The sequence below is a fragment of the Acidobacteriota bacterium genome (genome assembly GCA_016712445.1).
Taxonomy (GTDB): domain Bacteria; phylum Pseudomonadota; class Alphaproteobacteria; order Caulobacterales; family Hyphomonadaceae; genus Hyphomonas.
Genome location: JADJRB010000001.1, coordinates 797,510 through 818,189 on the forward strand (window position 1 = coordinate 797,510; position 20,680 = coordinate 818,189).

Annotated in this window: 25 protein-coding genes; 8 read left to right on the forward strand and 17 right to left on the reverse strand. The window is 66.0% G+C overall.

Going from position 1 to position 20,680, the window contains the following annotated elements; genetic code table 11:
* The first annotated feature begins 9 nt into the window (after positions 1-9).
* Positions 10-606, forward strand: a complete 597-nt coding sequence (locus tag IPK75_04020) for a hypothetical protein (protein MBK8197514.1) — start codon at positions 10-12, stop codon at positions 604-606.
* A gap of 21 nt (positions 607-627) precedes the next feature.
* Here IPK75_04020 and IPK75_04025 read toward each other — a convergent pair whose 3' ends face one another.
* The 6 genes from IPK75_04025 to IPK75_04050 form a co-directional block, all read right to left on the reverse strand.
* Positions 628-2,013, reverse strand: a complete 1,386-nt coding sequence (locus IPK75_04025; protein ID MBK8197515.1) for an ABC transporter permease — start codon at positions 2,011-2,013, stop codon at positions 628-630.
* Positions 2,013-2,981 (reverse strand): ATP-binding cassette domain-containing protein, encoded by a 969-nt coding sequence (locus IPK75_04030; protein MBK8197516.1) that lies wholly within the window; start codon positions 2,979-2,981, stop codon positions 2,013-2,015. The genes IPK75_04025 and IPK75_04030 overlap by 1 nt, the downstream gene beginning before the upstream one ends.
* A 126-nt stretch (positions 2,982-3,107) precedes the next feature.
* On the reverse strand, positions 3,108-3,410 hold the full coding sequence (locus IPK75_04035) for an aa3-type cytochrome c oxidase subunit IV (GenBank protein MBK8197517.1): 303 nt from the start codon (positions 3,408-3,410) through the stop codon (positions 3,108-3,110).
* Between the two features lie 80 nt (positions 3,411-3,490).
* Entirely contained in the window at positions 3,491-3,937 is a 447-nt protein-coding gene (locus IPK75_04040) for a DUF1178 family protein (protein ID MBK8197518.1), read from the reverse strand.
* 13 nt (positions 3,938-3,950) lie between these two features.
* A complete protein-coding gene (grxC, locus tag IPK75_04045; GenBank protein MBK8197519.1) occupies positions 3,951-4,211 on the reverse strand; it encodes a glutaredoxin 3 in 261 nt (86 codons plus the stop codon).
* A 49-nt stretch (positions 4,212-4,260) separates the two neighbouring features.
* Positions 4,261-5,019, reverse strand: a complete 759-nt coding sequence (locus IPK75_04050; protein ID MBK8197520.1) for a ComF family protein — start codon at positions 5,017-5,019, stop codon at positions 4,261-4,263.
* A gap of 10 nt (positions 5,020-5,029) precedes the next feature.
* On the opposite strand from IPK75_04050, the gene IPK75_04055 reads away from it, so the two are divergent.
* Entirely contained in the window at positions 5,030-5,935 is a 906-nt protein-coding gene (locus IPK75_04055; GenBank protein MBK8197521.1) for a methyltransferase domain-containing protein, read from the forward strand.
* 25 nt (positions 5,936-5,960) lie between these two features.
* Here IPK75_04055 and IPK75_04060 read toward each other — a convergent pair whose 3' ends face one another.
* Genes IPK75_04060 through IPK75_04075 form a run of 4 tightly spaced genes read right to left on the reverse strand, consistent with a single transcriptional unit; the run spans position 5,961 to position 8,719 of the window.
* Positions 5,961-6,227, reverse strand: a complete 267-nt coding sequence (locus IPK75_04060) for a Flp family type IVb pilin (GenBank protein ID MBK8197522.1) — start codon at positions 6,225-6,227, stop codon at positions 5,961-5,963.
* Positions 6,151-6,555: an 8-oxo-dGTP diphosphatase MutT gene (gene mutT, locus IPK75_04065; protein MBK8197523.1), complete on the reverse strand. Its 405-nt coding sequence runs from the start codon at positions 6,553-6,555 to the stop codon at positions 6,151-6,153. The genes IPK75_04060 and mutT overlap by 77 nt, the downstream gene beginning before the upstream one ends.
* Positions 6,552-7,802, reverse strand: a complete 1,251-nt coding sequence (gene argJ, locus IPK75_04070) for a bifunctional glutamate N-acetyltransferase/amino-acid acetyltransferase ArgJ (protein ID MBK8197524.1) — start codon at positions 7,800-7,802, stop codon at positions 6,552-6,554. Before argJ ends, mutT begins: the two co-directional genes overlap by 4 nt.
* The gene (locus tag IPK75_04075) at positions 7,799-8,719 is read right to left on the reverse strand and encodes a peptidylprolyl isomerase (GenBank protein MBK8197525.1); all 921 of its coding nucleotides are present in this window, start codon (positions 8,717-8,719) and stop codon (positions 7,799-7,801) included. The genes argJ and IPK75_04075 overlap by 4 nt, the downstream gene beginning before the upstream one ends.
* A gap of 187 nt (positions 8,720-8,906) precedes the next feature.
* Between IPK75_04075 and secA the strand changes: the two genes are divergently transcribed.
* A complete protein-coding gene (gene secA / locus IPK75_04080; GenBank protein MBK8197526.1) occupies positions 8,907-11,636 on the forward strand; it encodes a preprotein translocase subunit SecA in 2,730 nt (909 codons plus the stop codon).
* An 842-nt stretch (positions 11,637-12,478) separates the two neighbouring features.
* Here secA and IPK75_04085 read toward each other — a convergent pair.
* The 4 genes from IPK75_04085 to IPK75_04100 are packed head-to-tail and all read right to left on the reverse strand — an operon-like array spanning position 12,479 to position 14,185.
* Entirely contained in the window at positions 12,479-12,730 is a 252-nt protein-coding gene (locus IPK75_04085; GenBank protein MBK8197527.1) for an HNH endonuclease, read from the reverse strand.
* The gene (folD, locus tag IPK75_04090) at positions 12,727-13,614 is read right to left on the reverse strand and encodes a bifunctional methylenetetrahydrofolate dehydrogenase/methenyltetrahydrofolate cyclohydrolase FolD (GenBank protein MBK8197528.1); all 888 of its coding nucleotides are present in this window, start codon (positions 13,612-13,614) and stop codon (positions 12,727-12,729) included. The genes IPK75_04085 and folD overlap by 4 nt, the downstream gene beginning before the upstream one ends.
* Positions 13,595-13,894, reverse strand: coding sequence for a DUF167 domain-containing protein (locus tag IPK75_04095; protein ID MBK8197529.1), 300 nt, complete (start codon positions 13,892-13,894; stop codon positions 13,595-13,597). Before IPK75_04095 ends, folD begins: the two co-directional genes overlap by 20 nt.
* The gene (locus IPK75_04100; GenBank protein ID MBK8197530.1) at positions 13,895-14,185 is read right to left on the reverse strand and encodes a YggT family protein; all 291 of its coding nucleotides are present in this window, start codon (positions 14,183-14,185) and stop codon (positions 13,895-13,897) included.
* A 216-nt stretch (positions 14,186-14,401) separates the two neighbouring features.
* Here IPK75_04100 and IPK75_04105 point away from each other — a divergent pair, with 216 nt between their 5' ends.
* Positions 14,402-15,589 (forward strand): MFS transporter, encoded by a 1,188-nt coding sequence (locus IPK75_04105; protein MBK8197531.1) that lies wholly within the window; start codon positions 14,402-14,404, stop codon positions 15,587-15,589.
* A gap of 2 nt (positions 15,590-15,591) precedes the next feature.
* Here the strand turns inward: IPK75_04105 and IPK75_04110 are convergent, their stop codons facing one another.
* Positions 15,592-16,317, reverse strand: a complete 726-nt coding sequence (locus IPK75_04110; GenBank protein MBK8197532.1) for a hypothetical protein — start codon at positions 16,315-16,317, stop codon at positions 15,592-15,594.
* Positions 16,318-16,324: 7 nt separating this feature from the next.
* Complete coding sequence (locus tag IPK75_04115; GenBank protein MBK8197533.1) at positions 16,325-17,098, reverse strand: glucose 1-dehydrogenase; 774 nt, start codon at positions 17,096-17,098, stop codon at positions 16,325-16,327.
* Positions 17,099-17,219: 121 nt separating this feature from the next.
* Between IPK75_04115 and IPK75_04120 the strand changes: the two genes are divergently transcribed.
* A complete protein-coding gene (locus tag IPK75_04120) occupies positions 17,220-17,774 on the forward strand; it encodes a methylated-DNA--[protein]-cysteine S-methyltransferase (protein ID MBK8197534.1) in 555 nt (184 codons plus the stop codon).
* A 79-nt stretch (positions 17,775-17,853) separates the two neighbouring features.
* Positions 17,854-18,603 carry a DJ-1/PfpI family protein gene (locus IPK75_04125; protein ID MBK8197535.1) on the forward strand — a complete coding sequence of 250 codons (750 nt, stop codon included), beginning with the start codon at positions 17,854-17,856 and terminating at the stop codon, positions 18,601-18,603.
* 11 nt (positions 18,604-18,614) lie between these two features.
* Here the strand turns inward: IPK75_04125 and IPK75_04130 are convergent, their stop codons facing one another.
* Entirely contained in the window at positions 18,615-19,307 is a 693-nt protein-coding gene (locus IPK75_04130) for a YafY family transcriptional regulator (protein ID MBK8197536.1), read from the reverse strand.
* A gap of 91 nt (positions 19,308-19,398) precedes the next feature.
* Here IPK75_04130 and IPK75_04135 point away from each other — a divergent pair, with 91 nt between their 5' ends.
* Positions 19,399-20,124 (forward strand): glutathione S-transferase family protein, encoded by a 726-nt coding sequence (locus IPK75_04135; GenBank protein MBK8197537.1) that lies wholly within the window; start codon positions 19,399-19,401, stop codon positions 20,122-20,124.
* Positions 20,125-20,230: 106 nt separating this feature from the next.
* A complete protein-coding gene (locus IPK75_04140) occupies positions 20,231-20,680 on the forward strand; it encodes a hypothetical protein (GenBank protein ID MBK8197538.1) in 450 nt (149 codons plus the stop codon).

A 20,680-nucleotide genomic window follows, 5' to 3' on the forward strand; every position in this document is an offset into this window, starting at 1 on the left:
TCGGATGGTTTGCCCCATATCGAAACCCTGCATCACCTGTTCGGCCTCGGCGTCGCCGAGATCCGCACCGACACCTACATCTTCTCGCCCCATCGCCCGCGCTGGATGATCATGCTTCGCGGCGGAGAGAACCTCGAAATTCTCGAGAAGGACGGCGAGGACGGTCCGCTGTCGGTCTGGAAACAGGTGGCCCAGTCAGGCTTCCCGCTGCGGCGGAGCGTGGTCAAGCTGCTGCTCCAGGCCTTCCCGGACGCCGACCTCTCCCATCGCATCTATGTGCCGGGCGACGTCATCTCCTGGCTCGACCGCGACACGCTCATGTTCACCGTCAGCACACGGTCGGTGAAGTTCGAGCGCGGTTCGTACTACGCCGAATTTTCGCAGGTGGAAGCAGATGGCCGCCGCGCCGAAACGTTTTCCATCAGCTCCCGGCGTGCAGAGTTCGTGATGGATGAAGTGCTGCCGCTGCTTCCGCTGCCGCGCCTCTCGAACCTCGACTATGCATCCTGGCTCCTGGATCGCCCCTGGAATGCCGAACCCGTCGAATCCGGCCGGTTTGACGCCGTCAGATCGTTCTCGCTGGGCACGGCGGCGCAGGTGGCCTGAAGACGGCCAGCCACACGCTGCTCATCCCGCCTTCGGCTTCATCCCGAGTGCGCCCTTGATCATGCCGCCGAGGTCGCCGATGCCCGCACCGTGCACGGCGCCCGCGCGGTAGACCTTTGTCGCGCCCCAGACGATCACCGCCGTGGTCACCGCCATCAGCGCCATCTGCGCGAGGATTTCCCACATCGGCGGGTCTTGAGGCATCCTCAGGATCAGCAGGAACGGCGTGAAGATCGGCACCCAGCTCGCATAGTCGATGACCGGCGAGCCGGGATCCTGGAAGGCCACGAAGATGGCGAACATTGGCAGCATCAGCAGGATCATCATCGGGCTCAGCAGCGTCTGCGCTTCCTGGATCGTGTCACACAGCGAGCCGAGTGCCATGAAGATCGCGCCGTAGAGCACATAGCCCAGTACGAAACTGATCAGGGCCGGGACGATCAGGCCGGGATCGGTCGCCGACGCTAGGAACGGGTCGATCATTTCGTCGAGGCCCGGCAGGCGCGTTGCCGCGATCACCGAACCCGCGCCCGCAAACAATGACCAGGACAGCATCATCGTCGAGGTGACTGCAAACACGGCAAGCAACTTGCCCGCGAGCAGTTCGGGCAGCTTCACAGACGTCAGCAGCGTGTCGAAGATCTTGTTGGAACGCTCCTCGATCGTACCCATCAGCAGGTACTGGATGATCGAGAAGATCATCAGCCACAGGAAATAGGCGAGCGCCCCGGCCACGATCGCCGGCGCCTTGTCCGCCATGGTCACTTCCGAGCCACCGGTTGCCGGTTCCGCTTCGCTGCGCAGCCGGAAGGCCGTGACCGGCAGCGATGTCTCATCGACCGTCTTCAGGAAGTCCGCGCTCAGCCCCGCCTCAAGCAACGCCTCGCGCCGGCCAAGGTCGCGCATCGCCGTCTCGGCCGCGTAGCGCAGCGTCGCAACGTTCACGTCCGTGCTCCAGTATTGCAGCGCGCTGTCATCCGGCGTCAGCACGAAGGCGGCAAACAGCGGCTTCGGCCCGTCAGGTCCATCCACGAGCTTCTCGCCGAACAGGTAAGGCCGCAGCGCCTCCAGGCTGTCGCCGGGCGCCTCGACCTCGATGAACTTGCGCGGCGCCGCCGCGGCGGCCTGCGCCTCGGTGATCACCGCACCATCGCCGCCGGCAATCGACATCGCATCCTCGACCGCCCGCATCTCGACCCGCCGGAACTCGGCATCGATGGCGTCAGAAATCGCGCCGGTCGTCTCGACCACCGCATAATAGCGCACCGGCGAGGACGAGGCCGCGAAATAGCCGAAGCTCGCACCGATCACGAGGAAGATCGGCACCGCGGCAAGGCTGAGCCAGAAGCCCCAGGCCTTCACATAGCCCAGGAAATCGCGCCGGAAGATCAGGTAGATGTTGCGCATCACGCGGCCTCCACTTCGGCGGCAACCGGCGTGTCCAGCGCCGCTGCCTCTGCCTCGCCCACCAGCGAGACGAACACATCGCGCAGCCGCGCCTCCTCCGGCTGGAAGCCGAGGATCGGCGCGCCCGCTTCAAGCGCCGCCCGCAGCGCATCCTGCGAGCCGCGCCCGGCAGGCAATGCCACGCGCCAGCTGTCACCCGGTCCCTTGTCGGCCGCCCGTTGTGCCTCGAACCCCTTCGGTGCCAGCGCCGCCGCAAGGTCGAACCCGTGCTCCACCGCCATGCGCGCACCCTGCCCGAGGCTCGCATACGCCGCATCGAGTGTGCCGTCGAACACCTTGCGCCCGCGCGCCAGCATCACGATCCGGTCGCACAGCCGCTCGGCATGTTCCATGACATGCGTTGAGAAAAGGATCGTCGCCCCGCGCGCATGTTCGGCGCGGATCAGGTCTTCCAGCGTCTGCTGGTTCATCGGGTCGAGGCCCGAGAACGGCTCGTCGAGGATCAGGAAGTCCGGCCGGTGCGCCAGCGTCGACAGGATCTGCACCTTCTGCGCCATGCCCTTCGAAAGTTTCGATATCCGCGTCAGCCGGAACTTGCCGAGCCCGGTCGACTCCAGCAGCTCATCGGCCCGCGCCTTCGCCTCAGCCGCGCCCATACCTTTCAGCCGCGCGAAATAGGTGATCGTGTCGCGCGCGGTCATCTTCTTGTAGAGGCCCCGCTCTTCCGGAAGGAAGCCGACCCGTTTCAGCGCGCCGATCTCCGGCTTCGCCCCGAACAGTGCCACCTCGCCTTCATCCGGCGCCATCACGCCCAGCGCCATCCGCAGGCTGGTCGACTTGCCCGCCCCGTTGGGTCCGAGGAAGCCGACGATCTGCCCGGCCGGCACGTCGAATGACAGGCTGTTGACGGCGGTGAACCCGCCAAACCTCTTTGTCGCGCCAGACATGACGAGTGGTGCGTCGCCCATCGGCGGCCTCCTCCAACAGCTTCAAAACCAGACTTTAGCGCTTTTCGATAAAGCTCAAGGTTTATGACCTGTGAAGGCTTAGGGGCGCGTTAAGCCCCGCCGTCGGAATTGTGCAGAATCAGCGTCCTAGAGGACGGCGCCGAACAGCCAGATCATCGCCTGCACGATCAGCGCGAGGACGATCATCACCACCACGGTCGCCATCCAGCGGCCACCGAGGTTCATCAGCAGGCCGGCCGCAAAGCCGACAATCGCCATGATGCCCAGCGACACAGCCCAGTTCAGGCCGATTGCGATCGCCAGGGTGGCGTGGCCGACCATCAGGATGATCAGCAGGCCGCCCCAGACGCTGCCCGTGATGAAGCCGTCCCAGGTCGCTTTCTGGTCGCGGATATCCATATCGCCGTGATGGTATTCGTGGCTGGCCATGTTGCCCTCTTGGAATCGGTATGCGGCCTTCTAGCGGGGCCGGCGCCAGCCATCAAGCGCGGCAAAGCGCCCCTCCGGCGTCAGTTCAGGGCCTTGCCCGGCTTGCGTTTCGGCGGCGTCGGCGCAAACGGCGCCGGCAGCGGCAAAGCCGCCACGCCTTCTTCCTTCAGGGCCTCGCGCTCCTCGGGCGTCGTCTCGCCCCAGATCGGGCGGTCATCCTGTTCGCCGTAATACATCGCGCGGGCTTCTTCGGCGAAACCGTCGCCCACATAATCGAAATTCTCGGCCACATGCGCGCGCGCTTTCGCGGCAAATTCTGCGAACGCCTTTTCCGGATCGGGCGACGGCGTCCTGCCCTTCGTCGTTTTCACCGCGGGGGCCATGATCTGCTTGTCGACCCGGCGTCCGTCGCATTCCGGACACGCCACCTGCCGGCGTTTCGCCAGCCGGTCATACGCCTCCGACGAGGCAAACCAGGCCTCGAAGCCGTGATCGCACTCCTGGCAGGCCAGCGCGTAGCGGATCATGCCTGCGGCCTCCTCAGGCCCCGGCCAGCATCGGGTCGAGCTTGCCGGCCCGGTCCAGCGCCATTATGTCGTCGCAGCCGCCGATATGCGTCTCGCCCACAAATATCTGCGGGAATGTCTTCCCGCCGTGCGAGCGCTGAACCATTTCCTCGCGCTTCGCCGCGTCCATGCCGGCATCAATCTCGGTGAAGTCGGCCTTCTTGTCCTTCAGCAGCGCCACCGCCCGCGAGCAATAGGGGCAAAACTGGCGCGTATAGATCGTGACCTTGGCCATCCGGCATTCCTTTCCTTGGCACGGCTACATCCTGCCGCTTCAGGTTTTATTATATGGTTACGTCGGTTTCCCGGACAACGCGGGCCAGCACAAGCACGTCAACCTGCCGCGCCCCCGCCTGTTTCAGGGCGCGCGTGCAGGCCGACAGGGTCGCGCCGGTGGTCAGCACATCGTCCACCAGCAGCACCCGCTGCCCGGCGATCCGGCCCGCCCGCGACGCGCGCACCTTGAACGCGCCGGACACATTGCGCCGGCGCGCCCTGCCCCCAAGCCCGGCCTGGCTGACGGTCCGCCGGGTGCGCACCAGCGCGTCGACCGCAACCGGCCGGCCGGCCGCCGCGCCAATCGCCTGCGCCAGCCAGCCCGACTGGTTGAAGCCGCGCACGACCAGCCGCGTATAGTGCAGCGGCACCGGCACCAGCACATCCGCCTCGTCGATCAGGCTGCCGCCCGCCTGCCGCATCCAGCCGCACAGCGTCTCGAGCCCGTCCCGCCGCCCGGCCCGCTTCAGCTCCAGCACCGGCCGGCGCGAGGTGTCATCGTAGACCAGTGCCGCCCGCGCCCGGTCCCAGCGCGGCGGCCGGGCGAGGCAGACCGCGCACCAGGTCTCGTCGCCCGTGCGATAGTCCAGCGGCACCCCGCAGCGGTCGCACAAGGGATCGGAAATGAACCGCAGCTGCTGGAAATCGCCCGGCGACAGCGGCCCGCTGCCCATCCCCCGCGCGCCGCTCAGCAGCGAGCGCGGCGGCCAGAAGAAATCGGCGCCCTGCCGGAGAAACGCCTTGGCCCCGGCGCCCCGCTTGGGCATATCGCTCGCCATGCCGTCCCCCTCGCCATCCCCCCCGCAGATCTTCGACCGCGCGCGGATTGCCGCCCGCCGCGAACGGGCTGCGCGAACTTTTGCAGACTATGACTTCCTGCGCCAGCGGGTGGCCGGCGATATCGAAAGCCGCCTCGACGACACATCGCGCCGGTTCGAGCGCGGCCTCGAGCTTGGCAGCGCCGGCGGCGCATTGTCTGCGCGCCTCGTCGCCAGCGGCAAGGTCGCGGCGATGGTCGCCGCCGATACCGCGCCAGCCTTTCTTTCTGCGGCTGCAGCGCGCGGCCTTCCCGCTGCCTTCGCCGACGAGGAACAGCTGCCGTTCGAACCCGCCAGCTTCGATCTCGTGGTGGCACCGCTGACCCTGCACTGGGTCAACGACCTGCCCGGCACGCTGGCGCAAGTCCGCCGCATCCTCAAGCCGGACGGCCTGTTCGCAGGCGCCCTGTTCGGAGCCGGTACATTGCCGGAACTACGCAGTGTACTGACGGATGCCGAGACCGAACTGATGGGCGGCCTCGCGCCGCGTCTCTCGCCGCTCCCGGGCCTGCGCGACATGGCGGGCCTGCTGCAGCGCGCCGGCCTCGCCTTGCCGGTCGCCGACCGGGACACGGTCGTCGTGCGCTATGGCGATCCCCGGAAGCTGTTCGCAGACCTGAAAGGCATGGGCGAGCGCGCCGCCTTCGCGCCGGGCATGGCGCAGCCCCTGCCCCGGCGCGTGCTGGCCCGCGCGCTCGCCCTCTACCGCGAACGCTTCGCGCAGGCCGATGGGCGGGTGCCCGCCACATTCGAGATCGTGCACGTGATGGGTTGGGCGCCTGCCCCCGGACAGCCGCAACCGCTGAAGCCCGGCAGCGCCAAAGCCAGCCTTGCCGCCGCCGTGAAGCGCACGCCCGAAACCTGATTGTGGTTTTTTGTCCGTCTCCGGACTAGCCGATCACCAGCTCGCTCTCGAGCATTTCGTAGGTGTCGCTGTTGGCATCAGCTACGGCGGTCAGGCCGCCCAGCACTGTCACGACGATGAGGCCGACAATCAGTCCGTATTCAACGGCCGTCGCGCCGCTCTCGTCTGAAACAAAGTCTGCAAAGCAGCGCGGGGTCACGATCAGTTCGCTTTCGTCAGGTCCGTTTGGCCAGCCAGTCGAACAGGGGAAGGTCTGCCGGTGGCGCGGGGTAGTCTCCCAGCCTGGAAACATCGACCCACGCGGTGGCTTGTCCTTCGCGTGGCTGGATGGCCCCAGACCAGTTCTTGCACCCGTATAGTGGCATCAACAGGTGAAAGGCCGGGTAACTGAAGCTTGCGAAAGTGAGCGGTTCCAGTGCGCTTTCATTAACCGTGATCGAAAGTTCTTCCTCGAGTTCGCGCACGAGCGCCGCTTCGGGGGTTTCGCCCGGCTCCAGCTTGCCGCCCGGAAACTCCCACAGCCCCGCCAACTGCTTGCCCTCCGGCCGCTGTGCCAGAAGGATGCGTCCCCGGTCATCGAACAAGGCCGCTGCCACAACGAGCAGCACGCGCCCGCTCATGTCCGGTAGGCGCCGTTGATGTCGACATAGCCATGCGTCAGGTCGCAGGTCCACACGGTCCACGCCATGCCGCCGACACCCAGGTCGACGCGGATCGTGAACTCGGACTTGGCGAACACGGCACTCGCGGCCGCCTCGTCATAGTCGGGCGCGCGGGCGCCATCCTTCGCTACCTGCACATCGTCGAACCAGACGGCGAGATATTCGGTATCGACCGGCTCGAACGCCTTGCCGACCGCCATCACCACGCGGCCCCAGTTGGCGTCGCCCGCCGCCATCGCCGTTTTGATCAGCGGCGAGTTGGCAATCGACTCCGCCACAATCTTGGCTGAGAGGTGCGCCACCGCGCCTTCGACGCGGACGGTGACAAACTTGCTCGCCCCTTCCCCATCCTTGACGATCTGGTGGGCGAGGTCGAGGCAGACGGTCTTCAGCGCATGAGCGAAGGCCGGGAACCGCGGATCCTCCCGGCTTTCGATCGGGATGTCTCCTGTCGCGCCTGTCGCGAACACCATCAGCGTGTCGGACGTCGACGTGTCGCCGTCCACCGTGATCGAGTTGAACGTCTCGTCCGTGATGTCCTCGAGGATGTCCTGCAACACTGCCGGCGCAATCGGCGCATCGGTGAACACATAGGACAGCATCGTCGCCATGTTCGGCGCGATCATGCCCGAGCCCTTGGCGATCCCGGCGAAGTTCGTCGGCACGCCGGCGAGATCGACCGTGATCCCTGCGCCCTTGGCGTAGGTGTCGGTCGTCATGAACGCGCGCGCCAGTTTCTCCCAGTCCGGCGCAGCCAGCTTCGCAGCCAGCTCGGGCACGAACGCGCCAACATAGTTCGGGTCCGCCAGCGGCTCGCCGATGACACCGGTCGCGGCGAGGAAGCAGTGCTCCCGCGCGACGCCGAGCCGGTCTTCCAGTGCCTTCAAGGTTGCCTCATTCTTCAGCACGCCCTTCGGCCCGGTGAACGCGTTCGAGTTTCCCGAGTTGACCACCAGAGCCGCCGCCTTGCCGCCGCCCTTCTCCAGCGCCTCGCGGCACCAGCGCACATCCGCCGACGCGGTCAGCGAGCGCGTGTAGACGCCGGCGCACGTCGTGCCCGGATCGAACACGGCCAGGAAGACGTCATCCCGCTCGATGCCCCGGCGCGCATAGAATCCGCGGCTGCCGGTGGCCGTGCGCACGCCGCGCACCTCCGGCAAGGTCGGGAAAGCGGCAGGCGCGAAGGGCGAAGGCTTCAGGTTCACAGGTCATCATCTCCGGGTGAAGGGGGCAGGATCGGCGCGGCAGGCTCCGTGGTGGGCACATACACCTGTCCGCTGCCTTGTTCGATGGACGCTTCCGTGCGCAGTCGCCGCAGGATCCGGCTGACCTCGTTGAGCGTCAGGAAGGTCGCGATCTCGGGGCGCATCTCGTCGCGCGTCTTCGGCGGCTCGGTGCGCCGCTTCTTGACCTTCAGGATGTGCCATCCCTCCGCCGTCTCGAACGGCGGCGACACTTCGCCCTCCGGCGTGTTGGCGATCACCACCGGATAGGGATCGGCCATGTCGTTCGGCGCCACATAACCGAGGTCGCCGTTTTCCATGCGCGTGCGCGTGTCCTTGGAATTGTTGAACACCAGGCTTTCGAACGTCTCTCCCTGCTCGATCCGCTTGAACAGCGCATCGGCCTCATCCTTCGTATCGACGAGAATATGGGCGATCGACACCTGGTCATTCGCCTGCTGCAGGCGCACTTGCTCGCTGTACATCCTGTCGATGGCCTCTTCGGTCACCTCCTGGGCCACCAGGCTCTCGACCAGCAGGTTCCCGAGGATGCGCTCACGCGCCATCTCCAGCCGCCGCTGGCCGGCCGGATCACGGTCCAACTGGCGCTTCTGGGCCTCCTGGGCCATCAGTTTCTGGTCGATCAGCTGGTCCAGCACGAGGCGGAAGGCGTCCTCATCGGCATCGAAGGGCGTGCCGGCGCTGACCAGCCCGCGCGCCACCGCTTCCAGCTCCACATCGCCCTCGAACACGGGTTCACCGTTCACATAAGCTGCGACCGTTTGGTCCGCGACCGGAATTTCGGCGGTACGCGTCTGGGGCTGTCCACACCCGGCCAACCAGCCCGCCAGCGCCAATGCCGCCAAATGCGCGGGAGAAATCAATGGCCTGGCACGCATCGCGCCCCCCCTCAGAGACTGAGGGCGCCTCATTGACACCCTCTGGCGGCGTTCTTAAGTCTGCCCCGCGTGCTGGTCGAGTAGTTTCAGCCAGGCAAAGCGCGGTGGGATAGCGGATCAGATTCCTGTAGGCTCCGGTTCAGGATCGCCCCCGTACATCCTTACAAACTGTTTGGTGCTGCCTCATATGCTTACTGTTGCCCGCAAGATTTTCGGAACCGCGAACGACCGCAAACTGAAGCCGCTGCGGTCCCGCGTGAACCGGATCAACGCGCTCGAGCCGATCATGGAAGCGCTGTCGGACCAGTCGCTGAAGGGCAAGACCCAGGAATTCCGCAAGCGCCTCGCCGATGGCGCCACCCTCGACAGCCTGCTGGAAGAAGCCTTCGCAGTCGTGCGCGAGGCCGCCAAGCGCGCCAACAACATGCGCCACTTCGACGTGCAGCTGATGGGCGGCATGGTGCTGCACTCCGGCGCCATCGCCGAGATGCGCACCGGTGAGGGCAAGACCCTCGTCGCCACCCTCGCCGCCTACCTCAATGCCCTCTCCGGCAAGGGCGTCCACGTCATCACCGTAAACGACTACCTCGCCCGCCGCGACGCCGAATGGATGGGCCGCATCTACGGCGCCCTCGGCATGAGCACCGGCACCATCGTCCACGGCGTCTCCGACGAGGAACGCAAGGCCGCCTACGCCGCCGACATCACCTACGGCACGAACAACGAGTTCGGCTTCGACTACCTGCGCGACAACATGAAATACTCGCTGGACCAGATGGCCCAGCGCGGACACCACTTCGCCATCGTCGACGAGGTCGACTCGATCCTGATCGACGAAGCGCGCACCCCGCTGATCATCTCCGGCCCGACCGACGACCGCTCGGACCTCTACATCAAGATCGACAGCCTGATCCCGAAACTCGAGCCGGCCGATTTCGATCTCGACGAAAAGCAGCGCTCGGTCGTCTTCTCCGAACCCGGCGTCGAGAAGATCGAAGCCTGGCTCGTCGAACTCGGCCTGCTCGAAGGCTCGCTCTGGGAGCCGGGCAACATCTCGCTCGTCCACCATTCGAACCAGGCCCTGCGCGCCCACAAGCTCTACAGCCGCGACAAGGATTACATCGTCAAGGACGGTCAGGTCATGCTGATCGACGAGTTCAACGGCCGCATGATGGAAGGCCGCCGCCTTTCCGAAGGTCTGCACCAGGCCATCGAGGCCAAGGAACGCGTCGAGATCAAGCCCGAAAACGTCACGCTCGCCTCGATCACCTTCCAGAACTATTTCCGCCTCTACGGCAAGCTCGCCGGCATGACCGGCACGGCGCTGACCGAAGCCGACGAATTCGCCGACATCTACAAGCTCGCCGTCGTTGATCTGCCTACGAACAAACCGGTCCGCCGCCAGGATGACGACGATGTCGTCTACCGCACGGCCAAGGCGAAGTATGCCGAGATCGTCAAGGAAGTGAAGGAAGTCCACGCCAAGGGCCAGCCGATCCTGCTTGGCACGGCGTCGATCGAGAAATCGGAAGTCCTCTCCAACCTGCTCACTGCGCAGCGCATCCCGCACAAGGTGCTGAACGCGCGCTACCACGAGCAGGAAGCCTTCATCGTCGCCAATGCCGGGGTGCCCGGCGCCGTCACGGTTGCCACCAACATGGCCGGCCGGGGCACGGACATCCAGCTCGGCGGCAACCCCGACATGCGCCTTGCCCAGGAGCGCGGCGAAAAGGAAAAAGCCCTCGGCCGCGTCCTGTCGGACGGCGAAGTTTCGCTGCTTTCCGCGCAGATCAAGGCCGATATCGAGGTCAAGAAGAAGCAGGCGCTGGACGCCGGCGGCCTTTACGTTCTGGGCACGGAGCGTCACGAAAGCCGCCGCATCGACAACCAGCTGCGAGGCCGTACCGGCCGTCAGGGCGACCCCGGCAAGTCGAAATTCTACATCTCCATCGAAGACGACCTGATGCGCATCTTTGCGGCCGACCGGATGGATTCGGTGATGCGCCGCCTCGGCATCAAGGAAGACGAGGGAATCACCCACCCCTGGATGAACAAGGCGATGGAAACATCGCAGCGCAAGATCGAAGAGCGCAACTTCGAGATCCGCAAGAACGTCCTGAAGTATGACGACGTCATCAACGACCAGCGCAAGGCGATCTTCGAGCAGCGCCTCGATTTCCTGCGCTCCGACGACGTCTCCGACACCATCGCCGACATGCGCGATACGGTGATCGACGCCTTGGTCTCACGCACGATGCCGGAAAAGGCGTATGCGGAACAATGGGACATTGACGGCCTTGCCGAAGCGATGCGCGCCGAGTTTGCCCTCGACCTGCCGGTCAAGGACTGGGCCGCCGAGGAAGGCGTCGCCAACGAGGAAATCGCCCAGCGCATCCGCAGCGTGGTCGAGAAGCACTATGCCAGCCTGACCACCGCGATCGGCGAGCAACAGATGCGCCGCATCGAGAAACAGCTGCTGTTGCAGGTGCTCGACCTGCGTTGGCGCGAGCATCTTCAGCATATCGACCAGCTGCGCTCGGTCATCCACCTGCGCTCTTACGGCCAGCGCGATCCACTGAACGAGTTCAAGCGCGAAGCCTTCAACCTGTTCGACACGCTGCTCGGCGAGCTGCGCGCCACGGTCACCCGTTCGCTGATGCACATCCGCATCCAGACCAGCCCAGCCCCGGAAGCGCGCCGCCCGGCCGCCGTTCCGGCTGCGCCGCCGCCGGCGCTGCACGAAACCAAGCTCGACCCCGACACGGGCGTCAACGAGATGGACCCGTCGGATCGTCCGGTCGATATTCCGCAGGCGGAAGATGACTGGTCTGATACGCCGCGCAACTCGGCCTGCCCCTGCGGCTCCGGCAAGAAATACAAGCACTGCCACGGCGCCATCGAAACCCAGAAGGCCTGAAGCCCCACCAGACAGAACCCCCAAACGGCAGGCCCCGCGCCTGCCGTTTCCTTTTGTCCGGACACGGACTGCTTAGCGCCGCCTAACACCCGTGTCATCCGGGCAAACGTCGGGATGCAGAAATCCCACCTCGCCGCAGGTCCCTGCGAAGGCAGGGACCCAGACCTAGACTCCCCGCAAATGCTGCGAACTGGACCCCTGCCCTCATCCTGAGCAAAGTCGAAGGACGCAGGGATCTGCGGAGAGGGCGCGCCCGGATTTTGTTGCACAAGCTCCGCCCTGCGCAACCAAACCCGCCCTCCCGATCCGCAAAATTCCGAACCTTTTCCGCGCCCTGCAAAAAAGATCACCCCAACCAATCCGGCGGGGTCCGCAGCGGGTGTAATCTCCCCTCATCCAGCGACAGGAGCCGGGCCGGTACCGTTCGGTTGTCGCTGGACCGGCCCGGGTGCGGGCGAAAGTGGGATAACGGCCCACCTTCGCCCTAGGGACGTCGATCCAGGCAAGCCGGAGCAAATGCCGGTGGAGAATCCCTCTGGCCACCACGCACACCCTGCGTGGTCCGTAGCGGGTAAGCAGCCAAGGCCTGGCGGCGCCGAAGTCATCCCGAGAACTGCCCGAAGCCCCGGGCCGGGCGCGGCGGACGTGAGGCGTCCATCCGCACTACATTCTTCTTCCCGGACGCTGCGGGCGTCCGCCGCGCAGGCTCCGACGGATCAGAAATCGCACCGCGATTTCCCGGAGGAGGCCAGTTGCCGGAACGGCGACTGCCTTGCCACAATACCCTCCGGACCCGGACGGCTCTGCCGGTCCGGATTGAGGTGCTGCCCCGCGCACCGAGCCTAGAGCGCGGCGCCCTTGCGGAGATTGCAGATCGCATGCGCCAGCTGGAGATTGCCCGGCGCATCAGACCCGCCCGCCGCCTTCGGCCGGATATGATCGAACGTCGGGCGCTGCTTTTTCCAGAGCGTGGCATGGGCAAGGTCAAACCGGCTCGCGGGCATCGCGAGGCCGCAGAGCGCGCAGCAACCTTCCTGCGCGGCCCACAGCGTGCGGAACAGCTCCGTCTGCGGAGGCTGGAACGTCTGGCTCACAATCCCTCCGGCAAGGCCCAGCCGCGCCGCGCGCACGCCGCGATCACTGTGTTGCGCAGGAGGCAGGCCACCGTCATCAGCCCCACCCCGCCCGGCACCGGCGTGATGTGGGCGGCCACTTCGGCGCAGCTTTCGAAATGCGCATCGCCCACCAGCTTCGTCTTGCCCTCGCCCTTCTCGGGCGCAGGCACACGGTTGATGCCGACATCGATGACCGTCGCACCCGGCTTCACCCAGTCGCCGCGCACCATCTCCGGCTGCCCGACAGCCGGAACGAGGATGTCTGCCGACCGGCAGATCGCTGCGAGGTCCTTCGTCCGGCTGTGCGCGATCGTCACCGTGCAATTCTCCGCCAGGAACAGCAGCGCCGACGGCTTGCCGACGAGGATCGAGCGGCCGATCACGACGACATGCTTGCCCGAAAGATTGTCGCCCAACGCGCGCTTGGCCATGATCACGCAGCCGGTCGGCGTGCACGGGCGAAGGCCCGGCTTGCCGAGGCTCAGCCGGCCGGCCGAAACTTCGGTCAGGCCGTCAACGTCCTTGGCCGGATCAATCCGCTCGATTGCCGCGTCCGGGTCGAGCCCCTTCGGCAATGGCAGCTGCAGCAGGATTCCGTCCACGGACGGATCGGCATTGAGGTCGGCGATCACGGCTTCGACTTCTGCCTGCGTCGCATCCGCCGGCAGCACATGATGGCGCGACAGCATGCCCGCCTCCACCGTCGCCTTGCCCTTGTTGCGCACGTAGACCTGGCTCGCCGGGTCCTCGCCCACGAGAACCACCGCGAGGCAGGGCTGGCCGGGCAGCGAGGCCACCGCGCGGGCCACCGCCGCCTTGACCTCGGCCGAGATCACATGTCCGTCAATCCGCTGCGCGACCATCTGCCAACCAGCCCTCAATCATGCCCGCCACTTCCGGCGGGCCGTCAATCTCGAGGCCTTTTATCCGAGTCTTGGCGCCCGTCACCACCCGCACCGCAGACTTCGGCAGCCCGAGCGCTTTTGCCACAACCGCCTCGACCGCCGCATTCGCCGCGCCCGCCTCGGGCCGGGCCCGCACACGTACCTTCAGGAAGACGCGCCCGGCATCGTCAGTGCCCCTGCCCTCGATCCGGTCTGCGGACGCGCCGGGCTGGACCCGTACGGCAAGCCGGTGCGCCAATCAGAAGACGTTCGGATAGATGTAATAGATGATGACCCTCTGCAGGAAGAAGATCAGCAGCAGCACCACCAGCGGCGACAGGTCGAGCCCGGACATGGCCGGCAGCATGCGCCGGATCGGCCGGTAGAGCGGCTCGGTCATGCGGTCCAGCGCGCCCCAGATCGAGCCGACCACGTTGTTGCGCAGGTCCAGCACACGGAACGTGATCAGCCAGGACAGCACCGCCTGGATGATGATGATCCAGCTGGCAATGTTGAGAATCTGGAGAACGACCTCGAGAACGGCTTTCATGGGGACGGCATTGCTCCGGATTCGGGGGTGATCTGCTGTTTCACTTAGGGTGTATCCCCCCGGTGAGGCAAGGTTCACCCCGCCGATTGTCGCAACGGAAGGGTTTGGCTTCCCCCGGCAACCACCCTAGCTTCCCCCGCAGAAGCAGGGGCGTACACGATGGACCATACCGAAACGCCGCTGCACCCGCTGTCGCCGTTCCAGCGCAACATGCTGATGCTGGCCACCATCGCGATGGGCGCCGGCATGAGCATCAACTTCGTCGTGGTCGCCCCGCTGGCGCGCAGCGCCGGGCTCAGCACGATTGAAGTCGCGGCGATCCTGACGCTGTCGACCCTACTCTACGCCTTCATGATTCCCCGCTGGGGCCGCCTGGCAGACCGCGTGGGGCGCAAGCGCGTGATGGTCTTCTCGCTGATCGCGATGGGCCTCACCAACATGGCCTTCCTGTTCACGCTGCAAGCGGGTCTGGCTGGCGTGCTGGCCGGCACCACGCTGATGTCGGCGCTGATCTTCGTGCGCCTCTGGTTCGGCCTGCTGACGCCAGGTCTGCAGCCCGCCTCGATGGCGGCGATGACCGACGCGACCACGCCGCTGAACCGCGCAGCGGGCCTCGGCATGCTGGGCGCCGGAATGAGCATCGGCTCGATCCTCGGACCGGCCGGGGCGGCGGCGCTCGCGCCCTTCGGCGCCCTCGCCCCGCTCTGGGGCTCGATCGTGCTGTGCCTGATCGTCGGTGTGCTGATCGGTTTCGCCCTGCCGAAGACGGCCCCGCGGCCCCGCGATTTTGCCCGGCCCAAGCCGCTTGCGATGACCGATCCGCGCGTGCGCCCACACCTGCTGTTCCTCGTCTGCTACTTCATTGCCGTCGGTATGGTCCAGCAGACGCTCGCCTGGTTCATCGAGGACCGCTACCGGCTGCGCGAGACACACGGCGAGACGGCCGGCCAGACCGCCGTCCTCTATACCGGCATCGCGTTTGCCTGCATGGCCATCGCCACCATCGTCATCCAGTTTGGTTATATCTCGCGCTTCAAGCCCGATCCACGCCGCCTGCTGCCGATTGGCCTGACGATTGTTTTCCTCGGTTACATCGCCGCCGACGCGTTCCACGCTTTCCCGGTCCTGTGCGCCGCGTTCCTCACCATCGGCGCCGGATCAGCGCTGGCGATTCCTTCGGCCAACGCCCTCGGCAGCCTGTCGGTGAGCCGCGAGGAACAAGGCGCTGCGGCGGCGCTGATGTCGGCCGCCCCGCCTTCCGGGTTCATTTTCGGCCCGCTGATCGGCGCCGGGCTCTATCAGGTCGACCACGCGCTGCCGCTGATCGCGTCTGCCGTGCTGATGGCGGGGCTGGCGGCTTACGCTTATTTCGTCACCGCACGGAAGACACCGTCCGGCGCCTGATCCTATTTCCGGAACGGCGCGTCGCAGCCGGGTCCGCCTGAAGGCGAACCGGCAAAGCCGGGGCCGGGGTCGAGCGTGTCGGAGGTCAGCTCGATCGTTGCCCTCAGCTTCGCATCGGGCGGTACGTGATTGCCGCCAGCCGGCGTCAGCACCAGTTCGCGCGTCTCCGCATCATAGGTGAACGTGCCCCAGAAGTCCTTGTAGACCTCGAAGGGCATCCAGGTCGCGGAGAACGTGCCGTCGCCGTTGAACACCAGTTCGCGCATCGGCTCGGAGCCTTGGCACTCCTCGGGCCTCTGGTGCCAATACCCGACGATTGGAAGCCTCGACCGGTCATAGACGGCAATCCGTCCACTGATGGCCGTGTCGCCGATGGTTCCGCGGATGAGCACAGCCGATCCGTCGCCTGCGTCTGGATTGACGGCCACCGTGCGCCCATCCTCCAGCAGCTGGCCGGGACCGGACACTTCGGTGATCGTCAGGCACCGGGCATCGACATCCTCCATGACGCCCGGCTGCGGCGTGAACCACGGCGTCAACTTGACCTGCGCACCAGGCTGGACCGAGAGATCCTCCATCCAGAACAGGTAACCGCCATAGGGTGCGGGCGGCGCGCAGTCCGGCGGCGGCGCGGTCTCGGCGATGCCGCCCTTGCCCACTTCCGGCTCCGGCGGCGAGGCGCACGCGGCGACCGCCGCGATGACAGGAAGGATAAGCCAGCGCAGCATGCCGGCATCACATCGCGCTGATGCCGCCATCGACCTTCAGTTCGATGCCGGTGACAAGTTTCGATTCGTCCGAAGCGAGATACAGGACCGCGTAGGCGATATCATCGGGCTCGCCGACCTTGCCGAGCGGAATCTGGCGGCCGAGCTTCGCAAGCGCCTTTTCCTCGCCGAACATTTCCTTGGTGCGATCCAGGATCGGCGTGTTGATGAATACGGGGTGCACGGAGTTCGAGCGGATCTGACCGCCCGTTTTGGCGCAGTGCAGCGCGATGGATTTGGAAAGGTGGCGCACCGCAGCCTTGGCCGTGTTGTAGGACACGTAGTTGCCACTGGCGATGATGCCGGCGATCGACGAGATGTTGATGATCGAGCCGAGGCCATGATTGCGCATCAGCGGAATGGCGTATTTGCACCCGAGGAAGATCGAGTCGACATCGACCGTCTGGACCTTTTTGAACATGTCGTAGCTCTCGTCCTCGACCGAGCCGAGCGATCCGATCCCCGCATTGTTGACGAGCACGTTCAGGCCGCCCATCGCATCATGCGCCAGCTCGAGCACTTCCGGCCAGCGCGCCGCGTCGGTGACGTCCTGCTGCCAGGCGAAGGCCGTGCCGGCGCCGTATTGGGCGTTGATCGATGCCGCAACAGCCTCGGCCCCCTTCCCGTTCACGTCGGTGACGGTGACCTTGGCGCCCTCCTTCGCGAGCATGCGGGCGGTGGCCTCGCCAAGCCCCTGCGCGCCGCCCGTGATGAATGCCATTTTTCCAGATACGCGGCCCATCGTTTTCCTCCCGGTGATTTTGCTTCGGGCAAATCCCTAGCAGGCCGGGCCGAGCGCGGCCAATGGCAAACTTGGGCGCAGGCGGCTTGAACCGCGCGCCGGGTGGCGGCATCATCGGTGGATGGCCGGTGCTTGCTATCACCTGTTCGAGACAGATGCGGGACCTTGCGGCCTGGGCTGGAGCGCGGCCGGGCTGACGCAGGTGCAGCTGCCGGAAGCGAGCGCCGCGGAAACAGCGGCGCGGCTGGCCCGGCGATCTGGCGGCACCAAGACCGATGACCTGCCACCGGCAATCGAGGCCTGCGTGCAGAAGATGCGCGCCTATTTCGAGGGCGCTGAAACGGACTTCCGGGATGCTCAGCTGGACATGCGCGGCCTCGGCGATTTTCAGGTGCGCGTATATACGGCGCTGCGCGAAACCGGCTGGGGCGAGGCGACGAGCTATGGCGCGCTGGCGGCAGCTGTCGGCGAGCCCGGCGCGGCGCGGGCAATCGGGGCAGCGATGGGCGCCAACCCTTGGCCCCTGATCGTGCCGTGCCACAGGGTGCTGGCTGCGAATGGCAAGATCGGCGGATTTTCGGCGCACGGCGGGCGCGCCACGAAGCGCCGGATGCTGCAGCTGGAGCGCATCGACGCTGACGGCGCCGCGCCGGAACTGCCCGGCCTGTTCGACTGAAGCCGGCGGGCTGTGACAGGTGCGGTAAAGCGAGCTAAACCCTCACGGGAACAAAAAAGGTTGGGGCCGGAGACGCGGAATGACTCGAACGATTGATCGCCGAACTTTTACCGCCCTGAGCCTTGCCAGCACGGCTGCGCTTTTGACCGGCTGCGCGCATGCCGGGCCCGGCCCGCAACTTGACTCCACCGGACGGCGAACAGGTACGCGGACGCAAGTGACGATTCTCCTTTATCCGGGCACGACAGTGCTGGACTGGGTTGGTCCGTATGAAGCCTTGCACCGCGTTAACGGAGTCGAAGTCGTCCTTGCCGGAAAGACGACTGACATCATGAAAAGTGACAGCGGCATTGTCGCGTACAAGGCCAATGTATCCCTTGAGGAGATCACGCGCACCGACGTCCTTCTGGTGCCGGGCGGAGCGCAAGGCATGATGACCGCGGCGAACGATCCCGTGGTTGCGAACTGGGTGAAGCAGATCGACACGACCAGTCTCTATACGGTCGGTATTTGTACGGGGTCGCTGATGCTCGCGCATCTCGGCTTGCTGCAAGGGCGGCGCGCGACCACATACTGGAAGTTTTCGGACATGCTCGCACCCGCAGGCGCAACCTTCGTGCCGGAAAGATGGGTCAAGGACGACAAGTATTGGACGTCTGCAGGCGTGTCGGCCGGTATGGACCTGACACTGGCGCTCATCGCAGACCTCTATGGCGACAAGGCCGCGATGATGGCGCAGCTCGCCATCGAATATGATCCGCATCCACCCTATAATGCCGGGTCGGCCAGAACAGCGCCCCGAGAGATCATCGAAGCTCTGGGCGGATAATCAGGCGATAGCTAGGGATCGCGGCGGCGGCCGCGGTCTTCCTGCTCCCAACGCTTGCGAAGGCGCGCGATCCGCTCGGGAAACCGCTGCGTAAGTTCGGCGCGGCTGATCCGGTCGGTGCGGAAATGCCGGAAGCCTTGCCGCAGCTCGCACCAGGCGCAAATCAGGCGCACCTCATCCCAATAGGCCAGCAGGAAGGGCCAGATGATCCTCTGCGTCACGGCGCCCGCCTCGTCGGCATAGTCGATCTGCAGTTTCGTCTGTGAGCGGATGGCCTGGCGAACGAGGCCGATGTCGACCTTGTCCTTCGGGCGCTCGCGGTAGCTGACCGGCGTCAATCCGGAATCGAGGATCACCGGTTGCAGCTCGCGCGGCACGGCCACGGTGAGCTTGGCGATCAGGTCGCGCGCGCCGCGGGAAAGGGCCGCGTCGCCGCGCGCTGCCACCCACTGCGCGCCGAGTACCGCCGCCTCGAGTTCGTCCGCTGTCAGCATCAGGGGCGGCATGTCATACCCCTCCTCCAGCACATAGCCGGTGCCCGCCTCGCCGCGGATCGGCACACGCTGGGCAATGAGCTCTGCCATATCGCGGTAGAGCGTGCGCAGGGAGACTTCGAGTTCCTCCGCCAGCGCGTGCCCGGTCACCGGTGCCCGGTGACGCCGCAGGACCTGGATAATCTGGAACAGGCGTTCGGTGCGTCTCATGAATTTGGTCCTACTGCCACGCTGCTGACAGCATGCTGTCAGCAGTGGGTGGTTATCAAGCCTGCATCAACCCGAGAGATGGAGACTGACCATGATGACGCTTTACGGATGGGGCCCGATGTTCGATTGCCCCTCGCCCAGCCCCTTCGTGATGAAATCCGAGATCCAGCTGCAGATGCTGGACGCGGCGTTCAACCGGGGCTTTGCAGACCTCGAAGCCGTGTCGAAGCACAAGGCGCCCTACCTGCGCGACGGCGACCTCGTGGTGCAGGACAGCAATTTCATCCGCGCACATGTCGAGGCGAAGACCGGCTGCTCGCTGCTCGATGGCCTCGACGACCAGCAGCGCGCCGCAAGCTGGGCGCTGGAGCGGATGGCGGAAGACCATCTCGTTGCCTGCATCGTGACCGAACGCTGGATGAAGGATGCAAACTTCAACAAGGGCCCCGCACTGTTTTTCAGCGGTGTGCCGGAGCCGATGCGCGCCGAGGTGAGCCGGCAGGCGCGCGACGGCGTTGCAGCGACCCAGTTCGGCCGCGGCTTCACGCGCCATTCCGAAGCCGAGCGGATGCAACTGGCGGCCTGGGACCTTGAGGCCATCGCCAGCCAGCTGGCCGGGCAGGACTACCTGTTCGGCGACCATCCGACGGCGGCAGATGCCAGCGTCTCGGCGGTGCTGATCTCGGCGGCGACGGAATTTTTCGACACGCCGCTCAGCGGGCTGGTGCGCGGCCATGGCAACCTCGTCGACTACATGGACCGGATGAAGGCGCGCTATTTCGCGAAGAACCTCTGGCCGGTGCCCGAGATGGCCTGACCGGCGGGACGTGTGTTAGGCCCTGATCCGGCGGCCCGCGCGCGATGGCGTGTGCGGGTCGCTGCGAGGACCGGGGAGCGCACACGTGACACGATGGCTGGGCTTCATGACCCGAACCGATGGCCACCGGGCGGTGTACCTGTGGCGCGCCTACCTGCTGGCGCTCATCGGCACCCTGCTGGTCGCGGTACTTGCCGTGCTGGTATTCCCTCAGCCGGAGACCGACCCCGCCCCGCCGCCGCCGCTGTTCGGCTTTGTGGTCCTCTGGCCGGCGGTTTCGACGCTGGTGCTCTGGGGCCTGCTTGAGGCGGCACGCCGCCGGACGCCGACCTACTGGCACGCCGCGGGCGCCGCCACGCTAGCCTGCGCGGGATTCTTCAGCCTCGCCGCAGGGCTGCAAAGCGGGCTGATCTTCGCCTGGGCCTATTTCATCTATGCGCTGACCTTCCTCGCCTGGCAGCTGAGATCGACCGCCGAAGGGATCGGCATGACCTTTGCGCTGCAGGCCTCGGTCCACCTGACCTTGTTCCTGTTTGTCTTCCCGCAGCAGGGCTGA